This is a genomic window from Pigmentiphaga sp. NML030171, assembly GCF_002188635.1.
Classification (GTDB): domain Bacteria; phylum Pseudomonadota; class Gammaproteobacteria; order Burkholderiales; family Burkholderiaceae_B; genus Pigmentiphaga; species Pigmentiphaga daeguensis.
The window spans coordinates 269,267-284,784 of sequence record NZ_NINX01000024.1 but is presented as its reverse complement, the minus strand read 5'-3'; the positions used below and the strand labels follow the sequence as shown (position 1 = coordinate 284,784).

General features: G+C 66.3%; 13 protein-coding genes and 1 tRNA gene. 12 read left to right on the top strand and 2 right to left on the bottom strand.

The window, feature by feature from the left end:
* Positions 1-181: 181 nt before the first annotated feature.
* Positions 182-1,018: a hydroxyacylglutathione hydrolase gene (gloB, locus tag CDO46_RS07560; protein WP_087837916.1), complete on the bottom strand. Its 837-nt coding sequence runs from the start codon at positions 1,016-1,018 to the stop codon at positions 182-184.
* Positions 1,019-1,022: 4 nt separating this feature from the next.
* On the opposite strand from gloB, the gene CDO46_RS07555 reads away from it, so the two are divergent.
* Positions 1,023-1,814, top strand: a complete 792-nt coding sequence (locus CDO46_RS07555) for a class I SAM-dependent methyltransferase (protein ID WP_087837915.1) — start codon at positions 1,023-1,025, stop codon at positions 1,812-1,814.
* A 14-nt stretch (positions 1,815-1,828) separates the two neighbouring features.
* Here the strand turns inward: CDO46_RS07555 and CDO46_RS07550 are convergent, their stop codons facing one another.
* Entirely contained in the window at positions 1,829-2,476 is a 648-nt protein-coding gene (locus tag CDO46_RS07550; RefSeq protein ID WP_243724526.1) for a FadR/GntR family transcriptional regulator, read from the bottom strand.
* 196 nt (positions 2,477-2,672) lie between these two features.
* On the opposite strand from CDO46_RS07550, the gene CDO46_RS07545 reads away from it, so the two are divergent.
* From CDO46_RS07545 to CDO46_RS07495, 11 genes are all read left to right on the top strand, one after another.
* Positions 2,673-3,551, top strand: coding sequence for a fumarylacetoacetate hydrolase family protein (locus CDO46_RS07545; protein ID WP_087837913.1), 879 nt, complete (start codon positions 2,673-2,675; stop codon positions 3,549-3,551).
* Positions 3,552-3,635: 84 nt separating this feature from the next.
* Positions 3,636-4,607 (top strand): tripartite tricarboxylate transporter substrate binding protein, encoded by a 972-nt coding sequence (locus tag CDO46_RS07540; RefSeq protein ID WP_087837912.1) that lies wholly within the window; start codon positions 3,636-3,638, stop codon positions 4,605-4,607.
* Positions 4,608-4,719: 112 nt separating this feature from the next.
* Positions 4,720-5,817 carry an efflux RND transporter periplasmic adaptor subunit gene (locus CDO46_RS07535; protein WP_087837911.1) on the top strand — a complete coding sequence of 366 codons (1,098 nt, stop codon included), beginning with the start codon at positions 4,720-4,722 and terminating at the stop codon, positions 5,815-5,817.
* A gap of 10 nt (positions 5,818-5,827) precedes the next feature.
* Positions 5,828-8,935 carry an efflux RND transporter permease subunit gene (locus tag CDO46_RS07530; protein ID WP_087837910.1) on the top strand — a complete coding sequence of 1,036 codons (3,108 nt, stop codon included), beginning with the start codon at positions 5,828-5,830 and terminating at the stop codon, positions 8,933-8,935.
* 333 nt (positions 8,936-9,268) lie between these two features.
* Positions 9,269-9,982: a DNA polymerase III subunit epsilon gene (gene dnaQ / locus CDO46_RS07525; RefSeq protein WP_087837909.1), complete on the top strand. Its 714-nt coding sequence runs from the start codon at positions 9,269-9,271 to the stop codon at positions 9,980-9,982.
* A 61-nt stretch (positions 9,983-10,043) separates the two neighbouring features.
* A tRNA-Val gene (locus CDO46_RS07520) sits at positions 10,044-10,118 on the top strand.
* 273 nt (positions 10,119-10,391) lie between these two features.
* Positions 10,392-11,360, top strand: a complete 969-nt coding sequence (gene dctP, locus CDO46_RS07515; RefSeq protein ID WP_176400680.1) for a TRAP transporter substrate-binding protein DctP — start codon at positions 10,392-10,394, stop codon at positions 11,358-11,360.
* A gap of 14 nt (positions 11,361-11,374) precedes the next feature.
* On the top strand, positions 11,375-11,884 hold the full coding sequence (locus CDO46_RS07510; RefSeq protein ID WP_087837907.1) for a TRAP transporter small permease: 510 nt from the start codon (positions 11,375-11,377) through the stop codon (positions 11,882-11,884).
* On the top strand, positions 11,881-13,200 hold the full coding sequence (locus tag CDO46_RS07505) for a TRAP transporter large permease (RefSeq protein WP_087837906.1): 1,320 nt from the start codon (positions 11,881-11,883) through the stop codon (positions 13,198-13,200). The genes CDO46_RS07510 and CDO46_RS07505 overlap by 4 nt, the downstream gene beginning before the upstream one ends.
* A 52-nt stretch (positions 13,201-13,252) precedes the next feature.
* The gene (locus tag CDO46_RS07500; RefSeq protein WP_087837905.1) at positions 13,253-13,762 is read left to right on the top strand and encodes a MarR family winged helix-turn-helix transcriptional regulator; all 510 of its coding nucleotides are present in this window, start codon (positions 13,253-13,255) and stop codon (positions 13,760-13,762) included.
* On the top strand, positions 13,759-15,345 hold the full coding sequence (locus CDO46_RS07495; RefSeq protein ID WP_087837904.1) for a sulfatase-like hydrolase/transferase: 1,587 nt from the start codon (positions 13,759-13,761) through the stop codon (positions 15,343-15,345). Before CDO46_RS07500 ends, CDO46_RS07495 begins: the two co-directional genes overlap by 4 nt.
* Positions 15,346-15,518: the final 173 nt, after the last annotated feature.

The following is a 15,518-nucleotide window of genomic DNA, read 5'->3' as shown; positions in this document are numbered from 1 at the left end:
CAATTTGGAGCCGCGGGGGATCCCGGGAAGGGGCGGGGCCCCGGCTCGGGGGACCGGCGCGGCTCACGGTGCATTTAGCGCGGCATAGTACGAATCGAGAATGGTTTCCGTCAACCCGCTTTTACAAATTCGAAGCTTTTGGCGGGCATTGAACGGAAATCGAGGCAAGATGCGGCGTGCTCTACCGGAAATCGTTCTTCCATTCGCGCAGCGCGGCAAACACCTCGACGGCGTCGGCCAGTGGCCTGCCGGCGTGGGCCGACGCGGCGGCCGCCACCTCGGGAACGGCGGTGCGCAGGAACGGGTTGACCTGGCGCTCCAGGTCCAGCGTGGTCGGCACGGTGGGCTGGGATTGTTCGCGCAGGTGGCGCGCCTGCTGGTGCCACACCTGGAGCGCGGCGTTGTCGGGTTCGACCGCGGCGGCCCAGGCCAGGTTGGACAAGGTGTATTCGTGCGCGCAATACACGCGCGTCTTGGCCGGCAGGGCGGCCAGCTTGTCCAGCGAGGCCTTCATCTGCTGCGGCGTGCCCTCGAACAGGCGGCCGCAGCCCGAGGCGAACAGCGTGTCGCCGCAGAACACCAGCGGTTCGACGCCCGCCGCGCGGCCGGCGTACGCGATGTGGCCGGCGGTATGCCCCGGCACGTCCAGCACTTCCAGGTCCAGGTCCAGCTCGGGCAGGGTGACCCGGTCGCCCTGGGCGAGGCGGCGGTCGCAATGGGGCAGTTTCTCGCCCGCGGGGCCGAACACCGTGGCGCCGGTGCGTTCGACCAGCTCCAGGACGCCGCCGACATGGTCCTTGTGGTGGTGAGTCAGTAGAATGGCACGAAGCTGGAGACGCTGCTGCTGCAGCGAGGCCAGGACCGGCGCGGCGTCGCCGGGGTCCACCACGGCTGCCAGCGTGCCCTGCCGGATCAACCACAGGTAGTTGTCATTGAAGGCGGGAATGCCGGTTATGCCGGCCGTCGGACCGGTATCTTGCGGGCCGGCCGATCGCTTGCTTCCTTTCGAGTCTTTCATTCCGATGCTGCCGTCTGACGTCCAGGATTCTCCGATTGTAGAGCTTGCCGCGTGGCTGGCGTCCGATCCCGGCCGCCACGCGCTCGCCTGGGAGCAGGCGCGGCTGGACGAGGCGGTCTCCGACGTATTCGGCTTCCACGCCATGCAGGCCGGCCTGGCCGAACTGGACGCGCTGCGCGCCAACCGCATGCCCTTCAAGGGCTATGTCGCCGGCGCGATGCCGTCCGAGCCGCAGCGGGCGCGCTGGAACGTGTTCGTGGTGGCCGACCTGGAGGCGCTGCCGTTCGATTCGCAGAGCCTGGACCTGCTGGTCCTGCCCCACACCCTGGAATGCTCGGACGATCCCCACCAGGTCCTGCGCGAGGCCGAGCGGGTGCTGATTCCCGAAGGGCGGCTGGTGATCACCGGCTTCAATCCCTGGAGCCTGTGGGGCGCCGGCCGCCTGCTGGGCCGCCGCCGGTCCTTCCTGCCGCCGGGCATCCAGCCCCTGTCCCCCGCGCGGCTCAAGGACTGGCTCAAGCTGCTGTCGTTCGAGGTCGAGGGCGGCCGCTTCGGCATCTATGCGCCGGCCTGCCGCACCGAGAAATGGCTGCGCCGCTACGCCTTCATGGAAAGCGCTGGCGAGCGCTGGTGGCCGGTATGCGGCGGGCTGTACGTGGTGTCCGCGGTCAAGCGCACGGTGGGCATGCGGCTGATCGGCCCCGCCTGGAAAAAGCAGAAGGCGCCGCGCCGGGCCGCGGTGGCCACGGCCCGGGAGGTCCATCCGCTGCGGACCGGGCGCGAACCTTCGCGATAAGCCGCCCGCGGGCGTCAGGCGTCGAACAGGTTCTGCCGGATCTGCTGCAGGTGGCCCAGCAGGAGATCCCGCGCCTGGGCGGCGTCGCGGTCCTTCAATGCCTCGACGATGGCGCGGTGCTGCCGCTGGTACTGCGCCCGCCGCTCCGGCGTGAGCGAGCGGCGCTTGAGGCGGCCCCACTCGCCTTGCTCGCGGACGCGGTTGGTCAGCTCCAGGATCTGGAGGAAGAACGAGTTGTGGGTGGCTTCGGCGAATGACTTGTGGAGTTCGCCGTCCCAGTGCTCGAAAGCCTCGATGCTGGCGGCGAGCTCGGATTCCTCCACGCATTGCTGCATGCGGGCGAAGTCGGCGGCATTGGCGTTGCGCGCGATCAGGGCCGGCATCAGGGGTTCGATCAGCAGCCGTGCTTCCATGAGTTCCGCCGGACTGGTGCTGACCTCGGGCGCGGGCGCCGGGCCGCCGGCCAGCGCCTGCGCGCCCTCGGCGACGAAGGTGCCGCTGCCCACCGACTGGACGATCAGGCCGCGGGCGCGCAGGTCGGCCAGCACCCGGCGTACCGATCCGCGCGAAATCGCGAAGCGCTGGCTCAGTTCCCGCTCTGGCGGCAGCTTGACGCCGACGTGCAGTCGGCCGCTCGATATTTCCCCCAGTAGGTGATGCATGAGCTCCTTGGCTCCAGGGGCGCGCGAAATGGGGCTGTGCGCTGCGGATTCGTCCATGGTGGCTGTCCCTCGTTCTGCCGCTACCTTAATCCAATGGTACCAATTGGTCAAATATCGAAGCGCCATATGCTTGATGGAGATCCATTTTGGTTTTATATTGGTATATGAATTTACCAATTGGACCTGTGCAAGCACCATGAAATTCGCTCACCTGATTGCCGACGGCAAACCCGCCATCGTTCTCGTCGATGCCGACATGCGGCACTATTGGCCGTTGGCCGACCTGGTCCCCGGGTTCTCCGGCGACATGATCCAACTGGTGCAGGATTTTGGGAAGTTCCGTTCCAGCCTCGCCCCGCGCGGCACCGGCCGGCCGTTGGCCGGCGCGCGATTGCTGGCGCCCATCGATCGCCCCCGGCGCAACATCTTCTGCGTGGGCAAGAATTATTTCGAACACGCCGCGGAATTCAGCAAATCGGGCTTCGACTCCAGCGCGAAAGAGGGCGAGCACGCGCCCGAAGCCCCCGTGGTGTTCACCAAGGCGTACAACACCGTGATCGGGCCGGGCGCGGCCATTCCCTCGCACGAGGGCGTCACTTCCCAGCTCGACTACGAGGCCGAACTGGCCGTGGTCATCGGCAAGCCGGGCCGGAACATCCCGCGCGAGCGCGCGCTCGAGCATGTATTCGGCTACACCATCGTCAACGACTTCACAGCGCGCGACCTGCAGAAGCTGCATCGCCAGTGGTTCCTGGGCAAGTCGCTGGACGGTTTCTGCCCCATGGGGCCGGCGCTGGTCACCGCCGACGAACTGGATGCCGCCAATCTCGACATCCGCTGCTGGGTCAACGGCGAGCTGCGCCAGAATGCCAATACCCGGCAGTTGATCTTCGACATCCCGACGTTGATCGCGACCATCTCGGCCGGCATCACGCTGGAACCCGGGGACGTGATCGCCACCGGGACGCCGGCGGGCGTGGGCATAGGCTTCAATCCGCCCCGCTTCGTCAAGCGCGGCGACGTGATCCGCATCGAAGTGCAAGGCATAGGCGTGCTGGAGAACGCCGTCGATTGAAGGCGCGGGGCGCAGGCCGCGCGCCGCCCGGCATCCCCGGATACACGGGGGCGGGCGCAACCCGAAGGGAAACGAGGAGACGACATGAAACGCACCTTGCTGGTCTGGGCGGCCTGCTGCGCCGCCCTGGGCGGCGCGCCGGCCGCCGCGCAGGAATCCTGGCCGACCCGGCCCATCACCATGATCGTGCCTTTCCCGCCGGGGGGCGTGGCCGATACCGTTGCCCGGCCGGTGGCCGAGTCCATGAGCCGCTTCCTGGGCCAGGCCGTGGTGGTCGAGAACCGGGGAGGGGCCGGCGGCGGCGTCGGCATGGGGCATGTCGCCAAATCGGCGGCCGATGGCTACACCATCATGATGGCGCTGTCGTCCATCTCCATCCTGCCCGAGGCCGACAAGCTGCTCGGCAGGGAGCCGATGTACCAGTTGTCCCAGTTCACCCCCATCGCGCGCTTCACCGCCGACCCGACCGTGCTGGTGGTGCGGTCCGACAGTCCGTGGAAGACGGCGCAGGAGTTCATCGCGGCGCAGAAGAAGGGCGACCGCGACGTCGCCTACGGGTCCTCGGGCAACTACGGCACCATGCACGTTCCCATGGAAATGCTGCGCAACGAGGCCAACCTGAGCCTGCTGCACGTGCCCTACACCGGCGCCGGGCCGGCCATCGTGGCGCTGCTGGCCGACCAGGTCCAGGCGCTGTCGACAGGGCCCGCCTCGGTGCTCCAGCACATCAAGGGCGGCAAGGTCCGGGCCCTGGCGCACTGGGGCACCGGGCGCCTGGAATCCCTGCCCGACGTCCCCAGCCTGACCGAACTGGGGCACCCGGTGCAGTTCGCGCAGTGGTCCGGCGTGTTCGCTCCGGCCGGCACGCCGGCGTCCGTGGTCGGCCGCCTGCGCGCCGCCGCCAAGGCCGCGGCCACGGATCCCAAGGTATTGAAGACGATCCAGGGAGCGGGCAGCCCGGTCATGTACCTGGACGCGCCGGAGTTCGCCGTCTACTGGCAGGCCGACGCCAAGGTCCTGGCCGAGGCCGTCCGCCGGATAGGCAAGGTGGAGTAAGGGAGGAAAGCGAGGGTTTTCGCGGGGCCGGAAAAGCACGGGATCCCGCGCAATCGTCATGGTCCGATGCTACAGTGAGCGATACACCTTGTTGCGCTTTCCGCTCGCCTGTATGCAGAAGAATTCGTTGGTCCCCGCCGTGGTGGTCGCTCTCGCCGTCGGGGCGGGGGTCGGCTATTTTTCCCCGCGCCTGTTCCATGCGGGCGCTCCCGCCGACGCCCCGGCGCCCGCCGAGGCCAAGGCCAAGGGGCCCCAGGCCATCCTGGTCGAAGTCCAGAAGGTTGCGCGCAAGCCGTTCGAGCGGGGCATCACCGCCGTCGGCAGCCTGCGGTCCGATGAATCGGTGACCTTGCGTCCGGAAGTGGCGGGGCGCATCAGCGACATCCGCTTCACCGAGGGCCAGCGGGTCGGCAAGGGCCAGGTGCTGATACGGCTGGACGATTCCGTGCCGCGCGCCGAGTTCGAGCAGGCCCGCGCCAACTTCACGCTGGCCAAGAGCAACTACGACCGCTCCATCGAGCTGCAGCAGAAGGGCTTCATCAGCAAGCAGGCCAAGGACGAGGCCGACAACGCCATGAAGGTGCAGCAGGCCGCCATGGTGCTGGCCCAGGTCCGGCTCGACAAGAACGACATCCGCGCCCCGTTCGGCGGCGTGATCGGGCTGCGCAACGTCTCGGTGGGCGACTACATCGGCGCCGGCCAGGACCTGGTGGCGCTCGAGGCCATCGATCCGCTCAAGGTGGATTTCCGCATCCCGGAAATCTACCTGTCGCAGATCCGTACCGGCCAGACCCTGCAGATATCGCTCGACGCCATGCCGGACAAGTCCTTCGGCGGCACCGTCTACGCCATCAGCCCGCTCATCGACACGGGCGGCCGTTCCATCGTCATGCGCGCCCAGGTCAAGAACCCCGGCGGCCAGTTGCGTCCCGGCATGTTCGCGCGCGTGAAGCTGCTGCTGGATACGCCTGCCCAGGCGCTGGCGGTACCCGAGGCGGCGCTGGTTCCGGTGGGCGACGACCAGTTCGTCTACCGCGTGCAGAACGGGCGTGCCGAGCGGGTGCAGGTCGAGGTCGGCCAGCGGCGCGAAGCCATGGTCGAGATCGTCTCCGGCCTGGCCGAGGACGACGTGATCGTGGTGGCCGGCGCGCAGAAGCTGCGCGACGGCGTGCCGGTGAAGCTCGCCGGCGCAACGGCGTCCGCGCTCTGAGGCCCGGCACATGGTCCTGTCCGAAGTCTGCATCAAGCGGCCCGTGTTCGCGACGGTGCTGTCGCTGCTGGTCCTGCTGGTGGGCCTGATCTCGTATTCCCGCCTGACCGTGCGCGAATATCCGCAGATCGACGAGCCGGTCGTGTCCGTCAGCACCGTCTACAAGGGCGCGTCGGCCGAGGTGATCGAGTCCCAGATCACCAAGCCGCTGGAGGATTCCCTGTCGGGCATCGAGGGCGTGGAGGTCATGACCTCCACCAGCCGGTCCGAGCGCAGCAACATCAACGTCCGCTTCCGCCTGTCGATATCTCCCGACGCGGCGGCGGCCGACGTGCGGGACAAGGTCGCGCGCGTGCGCGGCCGCCTGCCCGACGAGATCGACGAGCCCATCATCGCCAAGGTCGAGGCCGACTCCCAGCCAGTCATGTACCTGGCCGTGGAGTCCGGGGCGCTGTCGGCGATGGAAACCTCGGACTACATCAACCGCTTCATCAAGCCCCGGCTGTCCGTGCTGCCGGGCGCGGCCGAGGTGCGGGTGTTCGGCGAGCGTCTGCCGGCCATGCGCGTCAACGTCGATCGCGGGAAACTGGCCGCCTACCGCCTGACCGTCCAGGACGTCGAGGACGCGCTGCGCAAGCAGAACGTCGAGATCCCCTCGGGACGGATCGAGTCCATGGCGCGCGAGTTCTCCATCGTCGCCGCCACCAACCTGCGCACCAGGGAACAGTTCGAGAACGTCATCATCGCCAACGTCGGCGGCTACAGCGTGCGGGTCGGCGACGTCGCCTCGGTCGGCCTGGGGCCGGTGGACGAGCGCGTCACCTCGCGCTTCAACGGCAAGCCGGCGCTGAACATCGGCGTGGTCAAGCAGTCCACGGCCAACCCGCTGGACCTGTCCAAGGCGGTGCGGGCCGAGATCGAGGAAATGAACGCCACGCTGCCCAGCGGCATGAAGCTGAACATGGCGTACGACACCTCGGTCTTCATCGAGAAGTCCATCGAGTCGGTGTTCCACACCATCGGCGAGGCCATCGTGCTGGTGGTGCTGGTGATCTTCCTGTTCCTGCGCAACCTGCGCGCCAGCCTGATCCCCATCGTCACCATTCCCGTGTCCCTGATCGGCGCCTGCACGCTCATGTATGCGTTCGGCTTCTCCATCAACACGCTCACGCTGCTGGCCATGGTGCTGGCCATCGGCCTGGTGGTGGACGACGCCATCGTCGTGCTCGAGAACATCTTCCGCCACATCGAGGAAGGCAAGTCGCGCATGCAGGCCGCGCTGCTGGGCTCGCGCGAAATCGGCTTCGCCGTCATCGCCATGACGCTGACGCTGGTCACCGTGTACGCGCCGCTGGCCTTCGCCACCGGGCGCACGGGCCGCCTGTTCATCGAGTTCGCGCTGGCCCTGGCGGGCGCCGTGCTGGTGTCCGGCTTCGTCGCGCTGACGCTCACGCCCATGATGTGCTCGCTCATGCTGCGCCACCAGGAGTCGCACGGCTGGCTGTACAACTTCATCGAGAGCGGCTTGAACGCGCTCACGCGCGGCTATCGCCGCGCGCTGTCCTTCGCGCTGTCCCATCGCGGGTGGGTGGTCGCGCTGGGCCTGGCCGTGGGCGCCTGCAGCGTGCCCCTGTTCAAGATCATCAAGAGCGAGCTGTCTCCGGTCGAGGATCGCGGGGTCATCTATGGCCGGATCGTCGCGCCGCAGGGCGCCACGGTCGGCTACACCACCAGCTACCTCGAGCGCATGGAAGAAATCTACAAGGACATCCCGGAGATGGCCGCCTACCAGGCGGTGGCCGGCTTCCCGGTGGTGACCGAGGGCAACGCCGTGCTGCGGCTCAAGCCCTGGGAGGAGCGCACCCGCAGCCAGCAGGAGGTCGCCCGCTCGCTCCAGCCGAAGTTCGCCGCGCTGCCCGGCGTGCAGGCCTTCCCCACCAATCCCCCGTCGCTGGGCCAGTCGCCGCGTTCCTCGCCCATCGAATTCGTCATCATGAGCCAGGTGTCCTATCCCGAACTGGCCACGATGACCGACGCTTTCCTGGCCGAGCTGTCGAAGTACCCCGGCGTGCAGAACGTGCAGACCGACCTGCGCCTGAACACGCCCGAGCTGCGGGTGCAGGTCAATCGCGACAAGCTGGCCGACATCGGCGTCGACGTGGACCGCGTCGGCCGCACGCTCGAATCCATGCTGGGCGGCCGGCAGGTGACGCGCTTCAAGGACAACGGCGAACAATACGACGTGCTGGTGCAGGTGATCCCGCGCGACCGCTCCAATCCGGCCGACATCTCCGACATCTACGTGCGGCCCCGTAGTGGCGAGATGGTGCAGCTTGCCAACCTGCTGTCGGTCCGCGAGGGCGTGTCGCCACAGACCCTGAACCACTTCAACCGCATGCGCGCCGTCACGATCTCGGCGTCGCTCGCGCCCGGCTACGCGCTGGGCGAGGCGCTGGACGTGATGAACGGCATCGCCGCGCGCGTGCTGCCCGCCACCGCGCAGACCGACCTGAACGGCCAGTCGCGCGAGTTCCGCGATTCGTCGGGCAGCATCTACCTCGTGTTCGCGATGGCGGTGGCGTTCATCTACCTGGTGCTGGCGGCGCAGTTCGAGAGCTGGCGCAATCCGTTCATCATCATGCTGTCGGTGCCGCTGTCGATGACGGGCGCGCTGCTGGCACTGTGGTTCTCGGGCGGAACCCTGTCCATCTACAGCCAGATCGGCCTGATCACGCTGGTGGGCCTGATCACCAAGCACGGGATCCTGATCGTCGAATTCGCCAACCAGCTGCGCGACCAGGGCAAGGAGCTGATCGAGGCGGTGTCCGAGGCCAGCGTGCTGCGGCTGCGCCCCATCCTGATGACGACCGGCGCGATGGTGCTGGGCGCCGTCCCGCTGGCGGTGGCCACGGGCGCGGGCGCCGAGTCCCGCGTGCAGATCGGCTGGGTGATCGTGGGCGGCATGAGCCTGGGCACGCTCCTGACCCTGTTCGTCGTGCCCTGCGTGTACGCGCTGGTGGCCGGCAAGCGCAAGCGCCCGCTGCCGGTGGGCGAACACCCGCTGGAACCCGATCCCCACGGCGCCCCGGTTGCGCCGGCCCCGGAATCGGTGGGTTAGGGAAGCAAGAGTCGTCGGTAACCGCTTGCGGCCGGCGGGGCCCCACCCCCTCAGGGGCTGTTCGGAGCCGCCGCGCCAGGCAGGCAAAACGGGGAAGCAAGGGCGTGCATGTGTGAGCGCGGCAGTAGGGACAGTCCGGGGGACTGTCCCCGCGCGAGTTCACGCCCGCCCCGTTTTGCCTGCCTGGCGCGGGAAGTTTCGGCGCAGCCGAAACCGGCTACGTCAGCCCCTGAGGGGGTGGGGCCCCGCCGGCCGCAAGCGGTTACCGACGACTCGCTCGGCCAAATATCCTAAACTTGGGGGCCTCCGCAATTTTCTCTCTGGTGCCCCCGCATGCGTTATGTCGTCCTGGATACTGAAACCACCGGCCTCGATCCGCTCCAAGGGCACCGCGTCATCGAAATCGGCTGCGTGGAGATCGTCAACCGCCGGGTCACGCAGCGCCACTTCCACACCTACCTGAATCCCGACCGCGACAGCGACCCGGGCGCCCTGGAAGTGCACGGGCTGACCACCGAGTTCCTGTCCGACAAACCCCGGTTCGAGGACAAGGTCGACGAATTCCTGGACTTCATCCAGGACGGCCACGTCATCATCCATAACGCCGAATTCGACATCCGCTTCCTGAACGCCGAACTGGCGCGGCTGCAGCGCGGCAGCTTCCGCGACAAATGCCTGGGCGTCGTCGACTCCCTGATGCATGCGCGCGAACTGCATCCCGGCAAGCGCAACTCGCTCGATTCGCTGTGCGACCGCTACGGCATTTCCAACGCCCACCGGGTGCTGCACGGCGCCTTGCTGGACTCGGAACTGCTGGCCGAGGTCTGGCTGGCCATGACGCGCGGCCAGGACAGCCTGGTGATCGACCTGGGCGATACCGGCGGGCAGGCCACGACCAGCTTCGGCGCCTTCGATACCTCGGTCCTGCAGGTGGTGCCGGTGGACGAAGCCGACCTGGCCGCCCACCAGGCCTATCTGGCGGGCCTGGACAAGGAATCCAAGGGGCAGACCCTGTGGAGGAAGTGGGAACCGCTTCCCACTGCATAAAAAAGATATGCTATAGTTATGGGCTGTCGCGGATGCGGCAGTCAAACCGAAGGTTCTCTTCGGGCGGTTAGCTCAGTGGTAGAGCACTGCCTTCACACGGCAGGGGTCACTGGTTCGAACCCAGTACCGCCCACCAATCCCTCCCCCCCATACCGTCTTTCCCATCCAGGGAATGCGCTCGCGTTCGCGCGTCCGGCGTTGCTCCGTGATTTCAATAATTACGTGAATAATCACGTAATTTTGATTGATTGTTCACAAGCTTCTAGGTGTTTTCACCAGAATAATGGCTAGATTTATTGACTTGGCTGGCCATTGATAAATAAAAAGATCGTGAAAATTCACCGAAATATAAATGAGCCGGTGCTTGCCGGCTTCTAAGTCGCACCTTTTGTTTCGACCTGGAGCAATCATGAAAGCGATGCGAGCACTGCCCTTTGCCGTCTGCCTGATCGTTGCAACCGTACCCAAGCTCGCCCATGCGGCGGAGGTCGTGCTGAAGGCGGTAAGCGCCTTCCAGGAGGGCACGTACTTCTCCAGGAACTTCGAGAGCTTCGTGAAGAAGGTCAACGAGGAAGGCAAGGGCATCGTCCGGATCGAGTACATAGGCGGCCCCAAGGCGATTCCGACCATGGAGCAGGGGGCCGCGCTGCGCAACGGGGTGATCGATCTGGCCAACACCACGGCCACGTTCACGGCAAGCATCGTTCCGGAGGGATTGGCGCTGAACTACGCGACCCTGCCTTTCTCGGAAATCCGCAAGAACGGCAGCCTCGACTATCTCAACTCGATCATGCGGCAGAAAGGGCTGTACTACTTCGCGCGCACCGGCGATCGCATTCCCTATCACATCTATCTGAACAAGAAGATAGACAAGCCCGATCTATCCGGCCTGAAGATCCGCATCACCCCCATCTTCCGGGACTTCTTCGTCAAGCTGGGAGCAGGGGTCGTCCAGATGGCGCCGGGCGAGGTCTACACCGGCCTGGAGCGCGGGGTGGTGGACGGCTACGGCTGGCCCGCGATCGGCATCTTCGACCTGGGCTGGCAGGAGCGGACGAAGTATCGATTGGAACCGGGTTTCTACACGCTCGAGCTGGGCATCCAGTTCAGCGCCCGGCGGTGGGACAGCCTGACCCCGGAGCAGCGTGATTTCCTGCAAAAGCAGGTGGCTTGGCTGGAGAATATGTCCCTGGACGCATCGCTGCGCGACGCGGCCGCCGATATCAAGAGGCAGTCCGAGGCCGGCATACAGCCCATCAGGCTGTCCGACGCGGACTCGGCGGCTTTCCTGGCCAAGTCGCAGGAAGCGGGCTGGGCGACGGTCTTGAGCGCCAGTCCCAAGCACGGAGCCAAGCTGCGCCAGATGATGGCGCCCTGAGGCAAGGGGCTGTCGTGAAAATCTATGTGTGGATCTTGAATGCGTTCGGCCTGCTCGCCGGATTGCTGGTGGGTGCCATGGTCATCCTGGTCAGCTACGACGTCGTCGCCCGCAATCTGGGGCTGCCGTCGTTCGCGGGGGCCATGGACGTTACCGAGCATCTGCTGCCGGTGGCCACGTGCATTGCCGCGCCATGGCTCATGTACAACCGCCAGCACATCCGTCTGGATGTGCTCAATACGCTGTCCGAGGGGATCAGATTCACGATCTTCCGGATCGCGGCGGCGATCGGCTGCGTCGTCAGCGTCGTGATCGCCTGCTACTCGGTCGCGGTGATGCTCGATGCCTACGAGGCCGAAGCGGTCGTCATGAAGAGCATCGTCTTTCCCGAATGGTTCATCTACATTCCCTTCCCCGCCTGTTTCGCGCTGCTGGCCATCGAGTGCGGCAGGCAGGCCGTGGTCGGAGAGCGGGCGGACGCCGAGAATCGCGATTCGCTGCTCAAGCCGGAGAACCTGCTATGAGCTGGTGGGAAAGTCTTACGCTGCTGTTCGGGCTGCTGTCCGTGCTGCTGCTGGTCGGGGTGCCGGCCGGGTTTGCCTTCCTTGCGATCAATCTGGTCGGCGCGCTGGTCTACCTCGGCGGCACGCCTGGGCTGATGATGGTGGTGCGCAACGGCGTGGCGTCGGTCACCAGCTTTTCGCTCACGCCCATTCCCTTTTTCCTGCTGATGGGCGAGGTGCTGTTCCATACCGGCCTGGCCATGAAGGCCATCGACGCGTTCGACCGGGCGGTGCGCCGCGTTCCGGCGCGGCTGTCGATCGTGGCGGTCGTGGCCGGTACGGTGTTCTCCGCCATATCCGGGGCGACGGTGGCCACGACCGCGCTGCTCGGCAGCCTGCTGTTGCCGGAGATGCTTCGGCGCGGCTACCATCCGCGCATGGCCATGGGGCCCATCATGGCCATCGGCGCGGTGGACATGCTGATACCGCCATCGGCGCTGACCGTGCTGTTGGGTAGCCTGGCCAATATCTCGATCTCGGGACTGTTGCTGGCGGGTGTCCTGCCGGGCCTGCTGCTGTCGGCGATCTTCGTGCTGTACATCGTCGTGCGTGCAAAGATGAATCCCGAGCTCGCGCCCAGCTTCGTCCGGGAAGAGGTAGCGGGTTGGGAGCGGTGGCGTCCCCTGGTCGTGCACGTGACGCCGCTGGTTTCCATCTTCGCGGTGGTCGTCGCCTCGATGACCGCCGGGTGGGCAACGCCAACGGAGTCCGCCGCGCTGGGGGCGTTGTGCACCGTGCTCGTGTGCGCGCTGTACCGCAGCCTGTCGTGGCGCATGCTGGTCAAGGCGCTGACCGGAACGGCCGCCATCAGCGGCATGATCCTCTTCATCATCATCGGCGCCACGACTTTCTCGCAGATCCTGGCGTTCTCCGGCGCGACCAACGGCCTGGTCGGCCTGGTCCAGGGCTCGGGGCTGTCGAGCTGGCTCGTGTTGGCCGTCATGATGGGCATACTCCTGGTGCTGGGGTGCTTCGTCGACCAGATAAGCATGATGCTGATGACCCTGCCGTTCTTCATGCCGCTGGTGGCGCACTTCGGATGGGATCCGCTGTGGTTCGGCGTCATGTACCTGATATGCATGCAGCTGGGCCTGCTGACCCCGCCGTTCGGCATGCTGCTCTTCACCATGCGCAGCGTGGCCCCGGCCCACATCCGCACCACGGAGATCTTCGCCGCGGCCGTGCCCTACGTGCTGTTCGGCCTGCTGATGCTGTTCATGGTCATGCTCGTGCCGGACATCGCCACCAGGCTGCCGCGTTGGCTGATGGCGAGGTAGGGCCCGGGATTCAACAAGCGAGTGGCGCGCCGCCACGTCGGAGGAAAAGATCTTGATACCCGCTCCAGACAAGCAGGAACGAAGGGGAACGCCGGAAGCGGAGCTGTTCCATGTCGCCGATTGGCCCATGCACTACATGCTGGCCATCGACCGCCAGCACGTCCACAACATGGCGAAGATACTCAAGCCGTTCGATTGCTCGCCATTGATGTGGCGGGTGGTCAGCGTGCTTTCCGACCAGGACGGGCGCAGCGTGGCCGAGCTGGCCGAGACTACCGTCATCGAGCGCTCCAACCTGAGCCGCCTGCTCGATGCCATGGAGGAAGACGGCCTTGTCACGCGGTCCCACGGGGTCGAAGACAAGCGCCAGACCATGGTCTATGTGACGGCGAAGGGGCGCAGCCTGTTCGAGCGGTCGCTGCCGGCGGTGCTGGGCTATTACCAGATATTCCTGGCCGATATTTCCCCACCGGAAATGACGGTCCTGATGAAGGTCATCCGGACGATCAAGCGCAACGTCATGGAGTTCGACCCCCGGCCCGACGAGGATGAAACGCCATGACCCGGCCCGAGAGCTCCGCGCCGTCGAGGCCGGTCCGCAACGTGCTGTTCATCATGTGCGACCAGTTGCGCGCCGACTATCTGGGCTGCTATGGCCATCCGTCGATCCGGACCCCCAACATCGACGCCCTGGCGTCGCAAGGGGTGCGATTCACCCGGGCCTATTGTTCGGCGCCGACGTGCGGCCCGTCGCGCATGTCGTTCTATACCGGGCGCTCCATGACTTCGCATGGCGCCATCTGGAATTTCATGCCGCTGTCGATCGGCCAGCCGACGATCGGCGATTGGCTGCGGCCCCGTGGCGTGGAAGTGGCGTTGGCCGGCAAGACGCATTTCGCGCCAGACCTGGACGGCCTGCAACGCGTGGGGGCACACGTGCCGCCGGAGGCGCCGGTGCTCGAAGGCGGCTTCCTGGTGGTCGACCGCTACGAGGGGCATGCCAATCCGGGGCCCGAGCATCCCTATACGAAGTACCTCAGGGCCGCGGGATATGACGTGGCCGATCCCTGGTCGGATTTCGTGATCGCCGGCGAGGACGAAGCGGGCCGTCCGGCCAGCGGCTGGGAGATGCGCAATGCGCACTACGCCGCCCGTGTCGATGAGCGGCATTCCGAAACGGCCTACACCACGGATGTCGCGATCGACTTCATCCGCCGCCAGCAGGGACGTCCGTGGCTGCTGCACGTCAGCTACATCAAGCCCCACTGGCCGTACATCGCTCCCAGTCCCTATCACGCCATGTACGGTCCGGAAGACTGCCTGCCGACATGCCGCGACGACGCGGAGCGCGACGATCCCCACCCCGTCTATGGCGCCTATCTGCGGCATGGCGAGTCGTCGGCGTTCTCGCGGGAAAAGGTGGCTTCGCACGTCAAGCCCACCTACATGGGCCTGGTCACGCAAATCGACGATCATCTCGGCCGGTTGCTCGAAGCGCTGCGCGCCACCGGCCAGTACGAGGACACGCTGATCGTCTTCACGTCCGACCATGGGGACTATCTGGGCGATCACTGGCTGGGCGACAAGGATCTTTTTCATGACCCCTCCGCCCGTATTCCCTTCATCATGGTCGATCCCCGGGCCAGGCCCGACACCCGGGGCTCGACCGTGGATCGGCCCGTCGAGTCCATCGACTTCCTGGCGACGGTGGCCGATGCGTTCGACGTGCCCCATACCGACCACGTGATCGAAGGCATGTCGCTGCTGCCTTTTTCGCGCGGGGGCGCCGGCGCGCCGTGGCGATTCGCCGCCGTGAGCGAGCTGGACTATGCCTTTCGCGAGGCCCGGGTGCTGCTGGGCCGGGACGCCCGCCGCTGCCGGGGCTACATGGTCAGGAGCGACCGCTGGAAGTACATCTACTGGGAAGGGTTCGCGCCTCAGCTGTTCGACATGCAGGAAGACCCGATGGAGTTGCGGGACGTGGCGTCGAACCCCGGGCATGCCAGCGTTCTCGCACTGCACAAGGAGTACCTGTTCGACTGGCTGCGGCAACGCAAGACCAGCCTGACCGTTCCGTCCACGCGTATCGTCGTCTCGCGGGACACCATCGAGCCGGCTCACGGTATCCGGATCGGTGTCTGGTAGGCCGGCCCCAGGCCGGAGTTTCATCGGGTAATCAAAGGAGACGGTATGGAAAAAGATCAGATCCACGGCTGCCTGCGCTGCGTCGCAGCATCGAAACCGGGACGCCAGTCCCGCCATGACAGACTCGGCATTGTCCTTTCCCCGCACCCGGGAAAGAATGGGCTACCCGGACG